This window comes from Halomonas sediminis (assembly GCF_044871105.1).
In the GTDB taxonomy this organism is placed as follows: Bacteria; Pseudomonadota; Gammaproteobacteria; order Pseudomonadales; family Halomonadaceae; genus Vreelandella; species Vreelandella zhuhanensis.
The window spans coordinates 3,346,565-3,361,793 of sequence record NZ_CP085246.1; the positions used below are offsets into that span (position 1 = coordinate 3,346,565).

16 protein-coding genes and 1 pseudogene are annotated in these 15,229 nt (G+C 56.0%); 12 read left to right on the forward strand and 5 right to left on the reverse strand.

All coding sequences use genetic code 11. From position 1 onward, the window contains the following. Positions 1 to 159 precede the first annotated feature (159 nt). The 8 genes from hemE (at position 160) to LG290_RS15860 (ending at position 8,293) form a co-directional block, all read left to right on the forward strand. Entirely contained in the window at positions 160 to 1,263 is a 1,104-nt protein-coding gene (gene hemE, locus LG290_RS15825) for a uroporphyrinogen decarboxylase (protein WP_160418376.1), read from the forward strand. After that, positions 1,263 to 2,126: a polyamine aminopropyltransferase gene (speE, locus tag LG290_RS15830; protein WP_499835607.1), complete on the forward strand. Its 864-nt coding sequence runs from the start codon at positions 1,263 to 1,265 to the stop codon at positions 2,124 to 2,126. Before hemE ends, speE begins: the two co-directional genes overlap by 1 nt. Before the next feature lie 98 nt (positions 2,127 to 2,224). Continuing rightward, positions 2,225 to 3,235 carry an amino acid ABC transporter substrate-binding protein gene (locus LG290_RS15835; RefSeq protein ID WP_499835609.1) on the forward strand — a complete coding sequence of 337 codons (1,011 nt, stop codon included), beginning with the start codon at positions 2,225 to 2,227 and terminating at the stop codon, positions 3,233 to 3,235. Between the two features lie 269 nt (positions 3,236 to 3,504). Beyond that, on the forward strand, positions 3,505 to 4,530 hold the full coding sequence (locus LG290_RS15840; protein WP_160418379.1) for an amino acid ABC transporter substrate-binding protein: 1,026 nt from the start codon (positions 3,505 to 3,507) through the stop codon (positions 4,528 to 4,530). 87 nt (positions 4,531 to 4,617) lie between these two features. Continuing rightward, positions 4,618 to 5,808 carry an amino acid ABC transporter permease gene (locus tag LG290_RS15845; RefSeq protein ID WP_499835610.1) on the forward strand — a complete coding sequence of 397 codons (1,191 nt, stop codon included), beginning with the start codon at positions 4,618 to 4,620 and terminating at the stop codon, positions 5,806 to 5,808. A gap of 25 nt (positions 5,809 to 5,833) precedes the next feature. Next, the gene (locus tag LG290_RS15850; RefSeq protein ID WP_160418381.1) at positions 5,834 to 6,934 is read left to right on the forward strand and encodes an amino acid ABC transporter permease; all 1,101 of its coding nucleotides are present in this window, start codon (positions 5,834 to 5,836) and stop codon (positions 6,932 to 6,934) included. A 61-nt stretch (positions 6,935 to 6,995) separates the two neighbouring features. After that, complete coding sequence (locus tag LG290_RS15855) at positions 6,996 to 7,724, forward strand: amino acid ABC transporter ATP-binding protein (RefSeq protein WP_114485434.1); 729 nt, start codon at positions 6,996 to 6,998, stop codon at positions 7,722 to 7,724. A 140-nt stretch (positions 7,725 to 7,864) separates the two neighbouring features. Further along, complete coding sequence (locus tag LG290_RS15860; protein WP_160418382.1) at positions 7,865 to 8,293, forward strand: host attachment protein; 429 nt, start codon at positions 7,865 to 7,867, stop codon at positions 8,291 to 8,293. A gap of 15 nt (positions 8,294 to 8,308) precedes the next feature. Here the strand turns inward: LG290_RS15860 and LG290_RS15865 are convergent, their stop codons facing one another. Then, the gene (locus tag LG290_RS15865) at positions 8,309 to 9,235 is read right to left on the reverse strand and encodes a LysR family transcriptional regulator (protein WP_160418383.1); all 927 of its coding nucleotides are present in this window, start codon (positions 9,233 to 9,235) and stop codon (positions 8,309 to 8,311) included. Positions 9,236 to 9,459: 224 nt separating this feature from the next. On the opposite strand from LG290_RS15865, the gene LG290_RS15870 reads away from it, so the two are divergent. Continuing rightward, positions 9,460 to 10,236, forward strand: a complete 777-nt coding sequence (locus LG290_RS15870; RefSeq protein WP_160418384.1) for a ferredoxin--NADP reductase — start codon at positions 9,460 to 9,462, stop codon at positions 10,234 to 10,236. Between the two features lie 127 nt (positions 10,237 to 10,363). Here the strand turns inward: LG290_RS15870 and glnK are convergent, their stop codons facing one another. From glnK to LG290_RS15885, 3 genes are all read right to left on the reverse strand, one after another. Beyond that, positions 10,364 to 10,702: a P-II family nitrogen regulator gene (glnK, locus tag LG290_RS15875; RefSeq protein ID WP_160418385.1), complete on the reverse strand. Its 339-nt coding sequence runs from the start codon at positions 10,700 to 10,702 to the stop codon at positions 10,364 to 10,366. Between the two features lie 144 nt (positions 10,703 to 10,846). Next, positions 10,847 to 12,097, reverse strand: a complete 1,251-nt coding sequence (locus tag LG290_RS15880) for an ammonium transporter (protein WP_499835611.1) — start codon at positions 12,095 to 12,097, stop codon at positions 10,847 to 10,849. Positions 12,098 to 12,165: 68 nt separating this feature from the next. Then, positions 12,166 to 12,504, reverse strand: a complete 339-nt coding sequence (locus LG290_RS15885) for a P-II family nitrogen regulator (protein ID WP_499835612.1) — start codon at positions 12,502 to 12,504, stop codon at positions 12,166 to 12,168. Between the two features lie 342 nt (positions 12,505 to 12,846). Between LG290_RS15885 and LG290_RS15890 the strand changes: the two genes are divergently transcribed. Both LG290_RS15890 and LG290_RS15895 read left to right on the forward strand, forming a co-directional pair. Next, positions 12,847 to 13,227 (forward strand): accessory factor UbiK family protein, encoded by a 381-nt coding sequence (locus LG290_RS15890; protein WP_499835613.1) that lies wholly within the window; start codon positions 12,847 to 12,849, stop codon positions 13,225 to 13,227. A gap of 145 nt (positions 13,228 to 13,372) precedes the next feature. Next, positions 13,373 to 13,687, forward strand: a complete 315-nt coding sequence (locus tag LG290_RS15895) for a hypothetical protein (RefSeq protein WP_499835614.1) — start codon at positions 13,373 to 13,375, stop codon at positions 13,685 to 13,687. Between the two features lie 112 nt (positions 13,688 to 13,799). On the opposite strand, the pseudogene LG290_RS15900 reads toward LG290_RS15895, so the two are convergent. Then, positions 13,800 to 14,241, reverse strand: a pseudogene (locus LG290_RS15900) (transposase); the annotation flags it as partial. A 608-nt stretch (positions 14,242 to 14,849) separates the two neighbouring features. Between LG290_RS15900 and LG290_RS15905 the strand changes: the two are divergent. Continuing rightward, entirely contained in the window at positions 14,850 to 15,212 is a 363-nt protein-coding gene (locus LG290_RS15905) for a hypothetical protein (protein ID WP_499835615.1), read from the forward strand. Positions 15,213 to 15,229: the final 17 nt, after the last annotated feature.

A 15,229-nucleotide genomic window follows, 5' to 3' on the forward strand; every position in this document is an offset into this window, starting at 1 on the left:
TACACGCTCTATCCATCAAGACGATTTCAGCAAGGCGATGCTTCGCTTCAGCCAGGCTGGAGCGAAGTGCTTGCGACTTTGTAGCGCGCCGGTACGTGCTATCTCACTTCCGCTCAACTCAAGTACAATGCAGACAAATGTCTCAAGAGTTCGTCTTTCATGTCTATCCAACCTCTGCATAATGATCGTTTCCTGCGCGCCCTGGCGCGCCAGCCCGTGGACCGCACCCCGGTATGGATGATGCGCCAGGCCGGGCGTTATCTGCCTGAATACCGTGCTTCACGCGCCGATGCCGGAAGCTTCATGGACCTGTGCCGCAACCATGACCTGGCCTGCGAAGTCACCATGCAGCCGCTGGAACGCTACCCGCTGGACGCCGCCATCCTGTTTTCGGACATTCTGACCATCCCCGATGCCATGGGGCTGGGCCTTTACTTCGAAACCGGCGAAGGGCCGAAATTTCGCAAGACGGTGCGTACCGCGGAAGACGTCGCCGCGCTCAGCGTTCCCGATGCCGAACGTGACCTGGGCTATGTCATGCGGGCGGTTTCCACGATCCGCCGTGAACTCAACGGTCGCATGCCGCTGATCGGCTTTTCCGGCAGCCCTTGGACGCTGGCCACCTATATGGTCGAAGGCAGCTCGAGCAAGGACTTCCGCCATGTGAAGACCATGCTCTACGACACGCCGGATACCATGCATCAGCTGTTGGATACCCTGGCTCATGCGGTCACCGACTACCTCAATGCCCAGATTCGTGCCGGTGCCCAGGCAGTACAGATCTTCGATACTTGGGGCGGGGCACTTTCCACGCCGGCGTACCTGGAATTCTCGCTGCGCTACATGGAGCAGATTGTCGCCGGCTTGATTCGCAACCACGAAGGGCGGCGTGTACCGGTCATCCTGTTCACCAAGAACGGCGGGCAGTGGCTGGAACACATCGCCGCCGTCGGCAGCGACGCCGTGGGCCTGGACTGGTCGACCGAGCTTTCCAACGCCCGGCAGCGCGTGGGGCATAAAGTGGCACTCCAAGGCAATCTCGACCCCAATGTACTGTTCGCCCGGCCTTCGGCCATACGTGCGGAAGTCGCCCGGGTACTGGAAAGCTACGGAGAAGGCCCGGGTCATATTTTCAACCTCGGCCACGGCATCAGCCAGTTTACCAATCCGGATCACGTCACCGCCTTTATGGATGCGCTGCATGAGCTCAGCCCGGCGTATCACCGCGATATTGCGAGCACCTCCACTCAAGGAGCCAAGTAATGTCCTCATCGCTTGACGGTCAGTGGTTCACCGAAGTCTTCAACAGCCACGGCAGCGCCTTTTCGCTCAAGGTAACCGAAAAGCTGCTCGACGTGCAGAGCCCCTATCAACACCTTGAAGTCTACGCTACCGAGACCTTCGGCAACCTGATGGTGCTGGATGGCTGCGTGATGCTGACCGATCGCGACAACTTCCTCTATCACGAAATGATCGCTCACCCGGCCCTGTTCACCCATGCCGATCCCAGGCATGTGGTGATTATCGGTGGGGGCGATTGCGGCACACTGAAGGAAGTGCTGCGTCACCCCGGGGTGGAAAAGGTCACTCAGATCGATATCGATCAAGAAGTCACCAAGGCCGCCGAGCGTTTCTTTCCTGCCCTGGTGGAAGCCAATGACGACCCGCGTGCCGAGCTGCTGTTCGCCGATGGCGTGAAATGGGTGGATGACACCCCGGATGAAAGCATTGACGTCCTGATCATCGACTCCACCGACCCGGTGGGCCCGGCGGAAGGCCTGTTCAAGACCGATTTCCTCAAGCGCTGCTACCGCATCCTCAAGCCCGGCGGTGTCATGGTGCAACAGAGCGAATCGCCGCTTTATCACAGCGGCTCGATCATTCGTGAACTGCGCCGGGACATGCAGGAAGCGGGATTCGACAGCGTGGCGACGCTGCCCTTCCCGCAGCCGGTATATCCTTCAGGCTGGTGGAGCGTGACCTTGGCGGGCAAGAATGCCGATGTCGGCGCTTTTCGTGAACAAGACGCCGCCAGCAGCGAAATGCCATTGGACTACTATACGCCCGAGGCGCATCGTGGCGCCCTGGTATTGCCGCCCTTCATGCGTCGTGCGTTTGTCGAATAAGCGTCTCGAAATGCTTTGAAGCTACTCAGTGCCGGTGCTACCTAACAACCGTTCCGAGAACAGTCGTTCCAAAAACAATGCCAAGAAAGGGGAAAAGTATGCGCAACAATTTGATGGTGGGGATGGCCGCGTTAATGACCGGGCCGTTATTGGCCCAGGCGGCAACACTGGATGATGTGTTGGAAAATGACAGTGTGCGTTGTGGCGTGAATGCCGCCCAGCCGGGGTTTTCAGCGCTCAACGATGAAGAGACCTACCTTGGCCTGGACACCGATGTGTGCCGCGCCGTGGCAGCGGCGGTACTCGGCGACTCCGAAAAAGTACAGTTCGTGCCGCTGGATTCGGTGGAACGTTTCACCGCGATTCAATCCGGTGAAGTGGACATGTTGTCGCGCACTACCACCTGGACCTCGAGCCGCGATACCGGCATGGGGGTGAACTTTACCGGCGTCAGTTATTACGATGGCCAGGCCTTCATGGTGGCAAGCGATCTGGGCGTCCAGAGCGCACAGGAACTGGATGGCGCAGCCGTCTGTACTCAGGCGGGCACCACCAGCGAGCTGAATCTGGCGGATTATTTCCGGGTCAATGACATGAGTTACGATCCGGTCATATTCGATGCCCCTGAACAGTCGATCATCGGCTTCGAAGAGGGCCGCTGTGATGTTCTGAGCTCGGATGCTTCCCAGCTCTACGCCCAGCGCATGCAACTGAAAGACCCGGAAAGTGCCGAGGTATTGCCGGAAATCATCTCCAAGGAACCGCTAGGTCCCGCCGTTCGCCAAGGTGACGATCAATGGTTCAACATCGTCAAATGGTCGCTGTTCGCCATGATCAATGCCGAAGAGTACGGCATCAGCAGTACCAATGTGGATGAGATGTTGGGCTCCGAAGACCCCAACATCGCGCGCATTCTGGGCCAGGGCGACAACTACGGCGAAGCCATGGGTCTCGAGGCCGACTGGGCCTACAACATCATCAAGCAAGTGGGCAATTACGCCGAGATGTACGACCGTAACCTCGGCAAGGACTCCGAATTTGCCATTTCCCGTGGCCTCAACGCCTTGTGGACAGATGGCGGCATTCTGTACGCCCCGCCGATTCGCTGATTGCTTTCCCGCTGATTCCTTCCAAGAACTGTTGCCAAAAACGATTCTCGAAACCCTGCAAGACCCTGTCGAGCTGATGTCGGCAGGGTCTTGCGTACCCCACGAATAGCCTATTTCACCGCCAAGCCTTGCGCCTTTTTCGAGCAGTTTTATCAAGCGTTGAAAGCTCGATGAATTCACAGCCATACCCCTCTTGGCACCTTCTTTGTTAGGTTTTAAAACACATGCCTAGGCATGCAACATATTATTTTCGTAGGTGAGGAACTCACATGCTGAACAAGAAACACTGGGTACTGCTGGCGTCAGCCGGCTCCTTGGCACTGACGGGCATGACCACCGCTCAGGCCGATACGCTTGAAGATACACGCAGCAACGGCGCCGTACAGTGCGGTGTCAGCGATGGTCTGCCGGGCTTCTCTTCTCCCGATGACCAAGGCAACTGGCAAGGGCTGGATGTGGACGTATGCCGCGCGGTAGCCGCTGCCGTACTCGGTGATTCCGAGGCCGTGGACTACATTTCGCTGAATGCCGTGGAGCGTTTCACCGCCCTGCAGTCCGGCGAAGTAGACGTCCTGTCGCGCAATACCACCTGGACCACCACCCGCGATACCACTCTGGGGCTGAACTTCACCGGCGTGAGCTTCTACGACGGCATCGGCTTCATGATCAATCGTGACCTGGGTGTTGGCAGCGCCAAAGAGCTTGATGGGGCGGCCATCTGCGTTCAATCCGGGACCACCACCGAACTCAATGTGGCCGACTACTTCCGCGCCAATGACATGCAGTTCGATCCGATCGTTTTCGATACTTCCGAACAGACCGTGGGCGGCTATCAGGCGGGGCGCTGTGACGTCCTGACTTCTGATACCTCCCAGCTGGCCGCACTGCGCATTCAGCTGGACAACCCTAAAGGCTCCATGATCCTGCCGGAAATCATTTCCAAGGAACCGCTGGGTCCCGTGGTTCGTCAAGGGGATGACACCTGGTTCAATATCGTCAAATGGTCGCTGTTCGCCATGATCAATGCCGAGGAATATGGCCTTAACAGCGCCAATGTCGACGACATGCTGAGCTCCGAAGACCCCAACATCGCGCGTATCCTGGGCCAGGGCGACAACTACGGCGAAGCCATGGGTCTCGAGGCCGACTGGGCTTACAACATCATCAAGCAAGTGGGCAACTACGGCGAAAGCTTCGACCGTAACGTGGGCATGGACTCCCCGCTGGAAATTGAACGTGGTGTCAATGCTCTATGGACAGAGGGCGGCATCCAGTACGCACCGCCGATTCGCTAAGCGTCTCGCTTGACCTTTGGCCCGCCGCCCTTTTCAAGAGCATGGCGGGCCTTTTGAATGACTTTCCGTGTGGCGGAGACGCAACCCATGTCCGTTAGACCCAATGCTCGCCCAGGGGGCCAAAAGCCCCCTTTCTGGCGAGACCGCGCCAAGCGTGCCCTCATCTTTCAGCTGCTGTTAGTCGCTGCCGTGGCAGCTTTCCTGCTGTATATCGTGGGAAACACCCAGGCCAACCTGGAAGCTCGCGGCATCACCACAGGCTTCGGTTTTCTCAGCAATACCGCCGGTTTCGGCATCGTCCAGACGTTGGTGGATTACTCTTCTCAAAGTAGCTACGCACGCACCTTTCTGGTGGGGCTACTCAATACGTTGCTGGTAGGGGGCCTGGGCGTTCTCGCAGCGACTATCATCGGCTTTACCGTGGGTATTGCCCGGCTGTCGCCCAATTGGTTGTTGGCACGCCTGGCCAATGGCTATATCGAGATCTTTCGCAACATCCCTCTGCTACTGCAGATTTTTTTCTGGTATTTCGCCGTGCTGCGTACCCTGCCTAGCGCAAGGGACAGCCTCGCGTTCGGCGAAGCGGTGTTTCTCAATGTGCGCGGACTCTACCTGCCCGAGCCGTTGTTCGAATCGGGTTTCGGCATCATCCCGGCGACGTTCCTTGTGGCAATCATTGCTAGCATCGTGCTGGTGATATGGAACAAGCGGCGCCAAGACGCTACCGGCAAGCGCCTGCCGGCGGGCTGGATATCGCTGCTGCTGATTTTCGGCTTGCCGCTATTGGCATTGGTTGCCACCGGTGTACCGGTGACCTGGGATATGCCGGAACTACGCGGTTTCAACTTCCGCGGTGGTATTACGATCATTCCCGAGTTCCTGGCACTGTGGCTGGCGCTATCGATCTATACCGCCTCGTTCATCGCCGAAATCGTGCGTTCGGGTATTCAGGCGATTTCTCACGGACAGACCGAAGCCGCCCAGGCGCTGAGCCTGCCCCGCAAGCTGGTGCTACGCCTGGTGATCATTCCCCAGGCACTGAGGGTGATCATTCCCCCGCTGACCAGCCAATACCTGAACCTGATCAAGAACTCGTCGCTGGCCACCGCCATCGGCTATCCGGATCTGGTTTCGGTATTCGCCGGCACCACACTGAACCAGACAGGCCAGGCAATCGAAGTCATCGCCATGACCATGGCGGTATACCTGACCATCAGTCTAGTGGTCTCCATGTTCATGAACTGGTTCAACGCCCGCGTTGCGCTGGTGGAACGCTAGGCCCAGGCGAGGTTAGGAGACAAGCATGATCCATAATCAAGACATGATTCCCCAGCAGCCGGCACCGCGCAGCACCATCGGCCCGCTAGCCTGGATGCGCGCCAACCTGTTCAGCGGACCGATCAATAGCGTCTTCACGCTGCTCGGGCTCTACGTGCTGTACCTTCTTTTGGTACCCACCATTCAGTGGGCATTCATCAATGCCGACTGGATCGGTACCTCACGCGATGACTGCTCCGGCGAAGGCGCCTGCTGGGTATTCGTCAATGCGCGCTTCACCCAGTTCATTTACGGACTCTATCCCCGGGAAGAACTATGGCGGGGCAATATCGTCTTCGCAGGCTTCGCCATCCTGATTGCCTGGCTGGCGATCCCGCGCCTGCCTTACAAGCGCTGGGTGGCGATCTTCGCCCTGACCGCTTTTCCGGTCATCGCCTATGTGTTGCTCCACGGTGGCTATTTCGACCTGCCCCGGGTGCCGACGCATCGCTGGGGCGGGTTGATGTTGACCCTGATCCTGGCAGTGGTGGGCATGGTGGGTGCTTTACCTATCGGTATCGTGCTGGCACTGGGGCGGCGCTCGAACATGCCTATCGTCAAGAGCTTCTGTGTGGTGTTCATCGAGTTCTGGCGTGGTGTGCCCTTGATCACGGTGCTGTTCATGGCCTCGGTGATGCTGCCGCTGTTTTTGCCCTCGGAGCTCAGTGTAGACCGCCTGATACGCGCCCTGATCGGGATAACCCTGTTCCAGAGCGCCTACATGGCGGAAGTGATACGTGGCGGACTGCAGGCGATTCCCAAAGGTCAGGAGGAAGCTGCCGCCGCGCTGGGCATGACCTACTGGAAACGTACCGCCCTGATCGTGATGCCCCAAACGCTCAAGATGATGATTCCCGGCATCGTCAATACGTTTATCTCGTTGTTCAAGGACACCACCCTGGTAATGATCATTGGGTTGTTCGACTTGCTCGGGATCGTGCAGGCTGCGCTTTCCGACTCGCGCTGGCTGGGCTTTTCGCTGGAAGGCTACGTCTTTGCCGCCTTCATGTTCTGGATCTTCTGTTTCAGCATGTCGCGCTACAGCCAATACCTCGAACGCAAGCTGCACACCGGCCACAAGCGTTGATCACTCAGGAACCTGTCAGGAAAACATCATGAATCAAACAGCCACACAGCCAGCAGACCTGATGGTCGAGATGCACAATGTCAATAAATGGTTCGGTGATTTTCACGTCCTGCGCGACATCGATCTGGAAGTGAAGCGTGGTGAGCGTATCGTCATCTGCGGCCCTTCGGGGTCGGGCAAGTCCACCCTGATTCGCTGCATCAACCATCTGGAAGAACATCAGAAAGGCGAAATCGTGGTGGGTGGCGTCCCACTGACCCAGGATGTGAAGCGCATCGAGCAGATTCGCCGGAGCGTAGGGATGGTGTTTCAGCACTTCAACCTGTTTCCCCACCTGACCGTCCTCGAAAATTGCTGTATTGCACCGATGTGGGTCCAGAAGAAATCACGGCGCGAGGCCGAGGCGGAAGCCATGCAGTACCTGGAGCGAGTACAGATCGCCGAGCAGGCGAAAAAGTACCCAGGCCAGCTTTCCGGGGGTCAGCAGCAGCGCGTGGCTATTGCACGTTCGCTGTGCATGCACCCGGACGTCATGCTGTTCGACGAACCGACCTCGGCGCTGGACCCGGAAATGATCAAGGAAGTGCTGGATGTCATGGTCGAGCTTGCCCATGAAGGCATGACCATGATGTGCGTGACCCATGAAATGGGCTTTGCCAAGACCGTGGCAGATCGGGTGATCTTCATGGATCAGGGCCAGATCATCGAGGAAAATGCACCCGAGCCGTTCTTCAACAACCCACAATCCGAGCGCACACAGCTGTTTCTCAGCCAGATCCTCGGTCACTGAGTCATGGGATTGGAATAGTGAGTCTTTGAAATAGCGAGTCTTGGGGTACCGTGAGTCTTTGTAGCGGCAGCGGTAGTTGACCATTTCCCCAAGACTTGCCATGGTTTAACTGACACTCACCCACAGGAGTAAGCGACTCTATGACGACTTATATCGTGGTAGCCGATGCAGCACGCGCTCGAATCTTCACCCGTGACGCCCTGACAGTGACCGAAAAGGAAAGCTTGGTGCATGCCGAAGGGCGGTTGCACGAAGGTGACCTTGTAACAGGTAGCGACGCTGATGTGAGTGAGTCGATGGCACCTGGCTCACGGTCTTCTTACCCGGAAGGCGTCGCCTCGAAACATGAGGCGAGAGTATTTGCCAAACAAGTCGCCGACCGGCTTTACCAGGCTCGCGTTGATAACCAGATGGAAAAACTCATCCTGGTGGCCCCTCCCAAGTTTCTCGGATTGCTGCGAGACGAGCTGGATAACCCCACCCGCAAACTGGTTCTGCACACTCTGTCCAAGGACCTCAGCAAGGCGCCGCTGGAAGATATCAAGGAAGCCGTCAGCGAGTTGCGTTGAACCTGAGCTCTTTACTCAAGGAGTGTAAGGTAGCGCGATTTCATCACTACGCTTGGCCCCGGCAGTCATCTCGCGGCACAGCCGCAGAAACTCCCTTACGCCGGTGGTCAGGTATTTGTGACGGTGCCAGATGAAGGTGAACTGGCGTTTCAAGTCCAGCTCCGGCGTGGGCAGCGGTACCAGACTGCCGCGCCGGAACGCATCGCGCAGGGCCAGTTTCGAAATACAGCCAATGCCCAAGCCCGACTCTACTGCTCGTTTTATGCCTTCGGTATGCTCAAGTTCGAGCAACGTATTGAAACGGCTGCGCCGGTGGCGGGCGGCCTGCTCCAGCGTCATGCGCGTCCCCGAGCCCTGTTCGCGCATGATCCAGTCCTCGCGCAACAGGCGCTCGAGTTCAAGGTTCTGACTTCCCGCCAGCGGATGGCGTGGTGAGCAGAACACGCATAGCTCATCTTCCACCCACGGCTGGCTGATGATTGCCTCGTCATCGCATTGGCCTTCTATCAAGCCCAGATCCAATGTGTGTTGACGTACACCCTCGATGATATTGCGCGTATTGCGCACCGCCAGCCGCACCCGGCTTCCGGGATAGCGCTGCATGAAGTCACTGATCAACAGCGTTGCCAGGTAATTGCCAATGGTCAGCGTTGCCCCCACATCCAGCGAGCCTACCCCCTGCTGACCACGCAGCAGTTCTTCGATCTCTTCGCCCCGATCAAGCAGCGCTACCGCCTTGGGTAGTAGCTGAAATCCCAGCGCATTGAGCTTCAAGCGCTTTCCGAGGCGATCCAGCAGCTGGCAGTCAAATTGTCGCTCCAGCTCCGCAAGTGCCGTACTCGTAGCAGACTGGGAAAGCGCTAAGGTGCGTGCCGCCTGAGAAACGCTTTCATGCTGGGCCACCGCCACAAACACTTCCAGCTGACGCAGGGTGTAATGCATGATTCACCTCAGTGACACGAATGCCGACCTATCGGTTGAACATTAGCGTTGGCGAAACGCCTTATCAAAATTGCTTATCGAAAACCCTTTATCGAAAACACTGATAAACGTTATCCATATTATCTGCTTAACAGATATACCAAAGTTTTTTAGACTTGTCGGCAACCTTACTCAATTTTTTATTCTAAAAACGAATAAAAACGACCCAACAGCAAGGAGCCATCATGAGCAAATTTGCCCTGGAAGAAGTTCTCAGCGTTCATCATTGGAACGATTCGCTGTTCAGCTTTCGTACCACCCGTGAGCGAAGCCTGCGTTTCAAAAACGGTCAATTTGTCATGATCGGGCTGGAAGTGAATGGTAAGCCCTTGATGCGCGCCTATTCCATCGCCAGCCCCAACTACGAAGATCACCTTGAATTCTTCAGTATCAAGGTGCCGGACGGCCCACTGACATCACGCCTGCAACACCTCAAGGTCGGGGATCAGATCATGGTCAGCCGCAAGCCCACCGGCACCCTGGTCACCGATGACCTTCTGCCGGGGCGCAACCTTTATATGCTCTCGACCGGCACCGGTCTGGCGCCGTTCATGAGTTTGATTCAAGACCCGGAAGTTTTTGAGCGCTTCGAAAAAGTCGTGTTGATTCATGGGGTGCGCCACGTTTCCGAGTTGGCCTATACGGATTTCATCACACGTGAATTGCCCGCGCATGAATACTTGGGTGAAGAGATCGCTGAAAAACTGGTCTACTACCCCACGGTCACCCGGGAAGAGTTCCACACCATGGGTCGCCTGACCGATCATATTCGCACCGGCAAGTTATTCGAGGATACTGGCCTGCCTCCCATCGACCCGCGTCAGGACCGCGCCATGATCTGCGGCAGCCCCGCCATGCTTGACGACACCAGTGCCTTGCTTGATGAACTGGGTCTGAATATTTCGCCACGCATGGGCGAGCCAGGCGATTACGTTATCGAGCGCGCCTTCGTCGAGAAGTAAACCCGCCCCGGCGCCATCAAGAAGTCGTTATCGAAAAAAGTCCCATCGCATTGAAGCGATGGGACTTTTTTGTTGCCGCAACTAACTTGTTCACCGAAACTAGTGGGTTAGCGCAGCCAAGTAGCGGTCACACCGCGTCTTTGCCGGTTTCGCCGGTACGGATACGAATCACCTGCTCCAACGGCATCACGAAAATCTTGCCGTCGCCGATCTTGCCGCTATTGGCCACTTGAGTGATGGCATCAATCACCTGCTCCGCCATTTCATCATCCACCGCCACTTCCAGCTTCACCTTGGGCAAAAAATCCACCACGTACTCGGCACCCCGATACAGCTCCGTGTGGCCCTTTTGCCGGCCGAAGCCTTTCACTTCCGTCACGGTGATGCCTTGCACGCCAATATCGGACAGCGACTCGCGCACGTCGTCAAGCTTGAACGGCTTGATAATTGCTGTGATCAGTTTCATCGCCAATTCCTCTATGGATCATATTATCGAGCTTAGTGCCCAAGCATACACCGCCAAGGTCACAGAATAAAAAAGACCTCCCCGAAGGGAGGCCAAGAGGAGCACGCCAGCTCACCAAGTAAGTGACAGCTTGTTGTTTTTGCTTTATTTCTTGCTGGCACTAAACTCAGGGTAGGCTTCGAGACCGCATTCGGCGATATCGACGCCTTCATATTCTTCTTCTTCAGTGACTCTGATGCCCATCACGGCTTTGAGAATCAGCCAGACAACCAGGCTGGCCAAGAATACCCAACCGAAGATAGCGATTGCACCGATGATCTGGGCGCCGAAGCTGGCATCCGCATTGGACAGCGGCACCGCCATCAGGCCCCAGATACCCGCGACCCCGTGCACGGAAATAGCGCCCACCGGGTCGTCGAGTTTCATCTTGTCCAGCGTAACGATGGCCCCCACCACGATCAGCCCGCCCACGGCCCCTATGGCCGCAGCACCTAGCGCAGAAGACGACAAGGGGTCAGCGGTAATCGACACCAGACCGGCAAGGGCACCGTTCAGCGCCATGGTCAGGTCCGCCTTGCGGAACCACAGTTTGGCCAGAACCAGCGCAGCGATCACACCCCCAGCGGCGGCGGCATTGGTATTGACGAAGACTTGAGCGACGTTATTGGCGGACGCCACATCGGACATCTTCAATTCAGAGCCGCCGTTGAACCCGAACCAGCCCATCCACAGGATGAAGGTACCCAAGGTGGCCAGCGGCATGTTGGCACCCGGAATAGCAAAGATAGTGCCGTCTTTGCCGTACTTGCCCTTACGCGGACCCAGCACCAGAACACCGGCAAGCGCAGCGGCGGCACCCGCCATGTGGACGATGCCGGAGCCAGCGTAGTCAGAGAAGCCGACCTCGGCGAGCCAGCCCCCGCCCCAGGTCCAGTAGCCGGACACCGGATAGATGAAAGCTGTCATCACCACGGAGAAAGCCAGGAAGGCCCAGAGCTTCATGCGCTCGGCCACGGCACCCGAGACGATCGACATGGCGGTGGCCACGAATACCACTTGGAAGAAGAAGTCGGCGCGCATGGAATAGTAGGGGGCATCATCGCCACCGGCGGTCACCGCCTCCACGCTATTTTCGCCGCCCAGCAGGAAACCGAGATTAGGCAAAAAACCACCGCCCGGACTTGAGTACATGATGTAGTAGCCGACTAACAGGTACATGGTGCAGGCGATGGCGAACAAGGCAATGTTCTTGGTCAGAATTTCAGCGGTATTCTTGGAACGCACCAAACCGGCTTCCAGCATGGAAAAGCCCGCGGCCATCCACATCACCAGCACACCACAAATCAAAAAATAGAACGTATCGAGCGCATAACTCAGCTCTGTTAATTCCGTCATTGGAATGTCCCCTTAGGCTTGCAAACGACGCAGTCACTGGACGGCGAGAGGTTTAAATGGCATCAGATTTAAACGGCATCGGCGCCGCGTTCACCGGTACGAATGCGAATGACATCTTCAAGAGGAGTGACGAACACCTTGCCGTCCCCGATCTTGCCGCTATTGGCGGCGTTACAGATGGCATCCAGAACGCTTTCCAGACGGTCGTTGTCGACCGCGACTTCCAGTTTGACCTTGGGCAGGAAATCCACCACGTATTCTGCACCCCGGTAAAGCTCGGTATGGCCTTTCTGGCGACCAAATCCTTTGACTTCCGTGACGGTAATTCCTTGAACCCCATTGTCTGCCAGGGCTTCGCGCACGTCGTCCAGCTTGAATGGTTTGATGATGGCGGTAATGAGTTTCATCCGGAACTCCTTTGGTGAACAGCGGCAAATGCCGCCCGGCAATTACCTGAACCGTTAATGCGCATACCGTGCCACCAATAATTTATTTGTTTTTTTTCAAAATCTTATTTTTAAATTCCTTGTCTTCCTCTAGTCAAACAAGCCAGTTTTCGAGAGCCGTTTTTCCGCTGATGCACCAGGAAAGATCAGCCTGTGAAGTCGCTCGCATCATTTTGATGCATAAAAGACCCTGACAAGCACATGCGCGTCGTCATTGGGTTGCGTATCCTGTGAGGGATACCGTAAAAAGCAACGCCCAATTTCACAGGCTTTACTTTCAGGCCTTACTTTTAGGAGACTGCCATGGCGCCCCAAGACCCCATCAGCCGGCTGGCCCAGCAAATCGGCGAGCGTTTGCAGAATGCATCCCAGGCCCCCGAAGACATTCAAAAAAGCATGCAGCAGGTCGTGCGCGGTGCATTCGACCGTCTCGAGCTCGTGTCGCGGGAAGATTTCGATATCATGATGGACGTGCTTCAGCGTACCCGTGCCCGTGTAGAGGCCCTGGAAAGCCAGGTGGCCGCCCTCGAAGCGGCGGTGGATAAAGCACAGTCCGCTTCCGCCGCGCCTGTCCCGACGAAAGACACGCCCCCCATGGAAGCCGAAGCGCCTCCTCTCCCGGCGGACGCCAGCAGCGAAGTACCCAAGCCTGCGGATACGTCACCCAAGCCCGGCGATTCATGAGGCAAACCAAGTCCACAACAACTGGCCAAGCCCACACCCGCTGGGCTTGGTTTTTTTTGATGCTCTGCTATTTTTTCCTGAAGGGAGCTGGAAAGGTAGTTCAGCCGGAAAGCTAAATGGCCACCACAGCCAAAGGAGCAATCACATGAAAAACGCCCCCACCGATAAGGAAAAAGCCAACGAAAAGCAACGGGCTGAAGAGCTAATAAAAAGAGACATGCCCAAGGGAAGTCCATCTCAACCTTCCAGACCTTCCCCAGAAGACGCAAAAGAAGAGGTATATCGTCCCGAGGAGAATGTAGATAACCAAAAAGCGGGCACGACAACGCCTCATCACGGCAATGTGCATGATGATGAAAAGGAGCTGCCTGGCTGGCAACTGACCAAGGACAAGGCCGAGCATAAGAAGCACATCAACGAAGCGACCGAAAAGGCCAAAAACCCCAGACGTAACGGTTAACACCGACCGGCCCGAAGGCAGACGGGCAGGATTAGCCTGTGGAGCGACTGGAGCGGGGGGCAGCGGCCTAGCCGTTGTCTAGTGAAGGCGTGTTGAAGCAGTATCGTCTCTTCACGGTGGCCTGCTTGTAGGCGTGTGGGCCTGGCTGTTTGCAGATCAGTTCCAGTTCACTCATCAGCTGGCGAACCTTGAAGCGTCCGATCACAACGCCTTCGTCATTAAGCATGGTGGTGATCATACGGCTGCCCGCTGAACTTCAGTTCTTGCGAAATATCCGGTTCACATCGGCTCACAAAACCACTCGTTCGGCGTCCACTACCGACCGCCTGGAGCGAGATACTTCAAACGCTCACAGCGGGATTTCCAATTCCTGGATCCGCTGCTGCTTCGGCATCAGCGCTTTGGACTTGGGAGTAACCCCGCCATGTTCTTCTGAGAGCTGCTTTACCCACCCCCTCAAGGCGTTTCGCCGACATTCAAGGAGCGGCTGGCTTCGGCAATCGTATACCTTGATCAAGCACCAGGCCGGCAGCTTCCTGCTTGTACTTCGGCATAAAAGATCGCCGTTTTTCTGGTCATCAGACACCTCACTTATGGTGGCAATATTACCACCTACGTTGGTGCTCGGTTTCATTGGACTACTACACACGATCACTCCGGCTGTCCTCGATGAGCTGATGAGATTCGATACCAAGACGTTTTACCAGAAGATTTGTCCCGGACGAAGAGCCACGCTGTAGCTGAGAAAATCTTGGGAGAACGGACCATGTAGTCCATCGGTGTCAGACAAGGCACACAAACCCTAGAGACAGCCATAGCCTTGTTCTTCATGTTAGTCCGGAGGGAAGTCGCTGATACCAATGACCCCGAGTTTCTTGAGGTATACCCATATGAATCCATTAAATTTAGGAATAAATCGCGAGAGAAAATGAGAATTATTTATATCTGTTACATATGTGTGGTGGTATGATTTTTCAGCAATATCTCAATGACTTAATGAGATTTTTTCGAAGCAGCTCTAGGCGAGGGGCTATAATAAAGCTAGCACCTTATAACGAAGGTATTAGTAATTGAAGAGTGTTAAATGCCGTCAAATGTCCTAATCTGAATTAGTATTACTCAAAAAATAAGTAACCTAAATTCAAGGATCAAGGGATTAAACATGAACACCCGTAAGGTATTATTTATCGCTCTTATATCACTGACTGTGACTGGCTGTGCAAGCCGTGCAAACTCAGTGGCCCCAGCATCTGTGTCTGCCGTGGAGTATTCGGGAATGTCTTGTGGAGATACTCGCGCCCAACTCTTTGATGCTCGCGAGCGTAGCAACGTACTTACAAGGAAGCAGAACAACGCGGCAACGGCGGATGCAGCCTCAGTCTTTCTTTTCCTGCTGCCTCTGGGATCAGTGTTCGGGGCTGATGTTTCCGGTGAACTCGCCCAAGCCAAAGGAGAAGTCGGAGCACTGGAGCGTGCAGCCACCATCAACTGTAGAAGAGAATCAGTTGCAATGAATGCGAACTGAACAGGATGATCACACAC

Excerpts from the sequence above, each read along its gene's own strand:
- hemE (WP_160418376.1), top strand. The coding sequence starts at position 160 with ATGTCTATCCAACCTCTGCATAATGATCGTTTCCTGCGCGCCCTGGCG.
- speE (WP_499835607.1), top strand. The coding sequence starts at position 1,263 with ATGTCCTCATCGCTTGACGGTCAGTGGTTCACCGAAGTCTTCAACAGC.
- LG290_RS15835 (WP_499835609.1), top strand. The coding sequence starts at position 2,225 with ATGCGCAACAATTTGATGGTGGGGATGGCCGCGTTAATGACCGGGCCG.
- LG290_RS15840 (WP_160418379.1), top strand. The coding sequence starts at position 3,505 with ATGCTGAACAAGAAACACTGGGTACTGCTGGCGTCAGCCGGCTCCTTG.
- LG290_RS15845 (WP_499835610.1), top strand. The coding sequence starts at position 4,618 with ATGTCCGTTAGACCCAATGCTCGCCCAGGGGGCCAAAAGCCCCCTTTC.
- LG290_RS15850 (WP_160418381.1), top strand. The coding sequence starts at position 5,834 with ATGATCCATAATCAAGACATGATTCCCCAGCAGCCGGCACCGCGCAGC.
- LG290_RS15855 (WP_114485434.1), top strand. The coding sequence starts at position 6,996 with ATGGTCGAGATGCACAATGTCAATAAATGGTTCGGTGATTTTCACGTC.
- LG290_RS15860 (WP_160418382.1), top strand. The coding sequence starts at position 7,865 with ATGACGACTTATATCGTGGTAGCCGATGCAGCACGCGCTCGAATCTTC.
- LG290_RS15865 (WP_160418383.1), bottom strand. The coding sequence starts at position 9,235 with ATGCATTACACCCTGCGTCAGCTGGAAGTGTTTGTGGCGGTGGCCCAG.
- LG290_RS15870 (WP_160418384.1), top strand. The coding sequence starts at position 9,460 with ATGAGCAAATTTGCCCTGGAAGAAGTTCTCAGCGTTCATCATTGGAAC.
- glnK (WP_160418385.1), bottom strand. The coding sequence starts at position 10,702 with ATGAAACTGATCACAGCAATTATCAAGCCGTTCAAGCTTGACGACGTG.
- LG290_RS15880 (WP_499835611.1), bottom strand. The coding sequence starts at position 12,097 with ATGACGGAATTAACAGAGCTGAGTTATGCGCTCGATACGTTCTATTTT.
- LG290_RS15885 (WP_499835612.1), bottom strand. The coding sequence starts at position 12,504 with ATGAAACTCATTACCGCCATCATCAAACCATTCAAGCTGGACGACGTG.
- LG290_RS15890 (WP_499835613.1), top strand. The coding sequence starts at position 12,847 with ATGGCGCCCCAAGACCCCATCAGCCGGCTGGCCCAGCAAATCGGCGAG.
- LG290_RS15895 (WP_499835614.1), top strand. The coding sequence starts at position 13,373 with ATGAAAAACGCCCCCACCGATAAGGAAAAAGCCAACGAAAAGCAACGG.
- LG290_RS15905 (WP_499835615.1), top strand. The coding sequence starts at position 14,850 with ATGAACACCCGTAAGGTATTATTTATCGCTCTTATATCACTGACTGTG.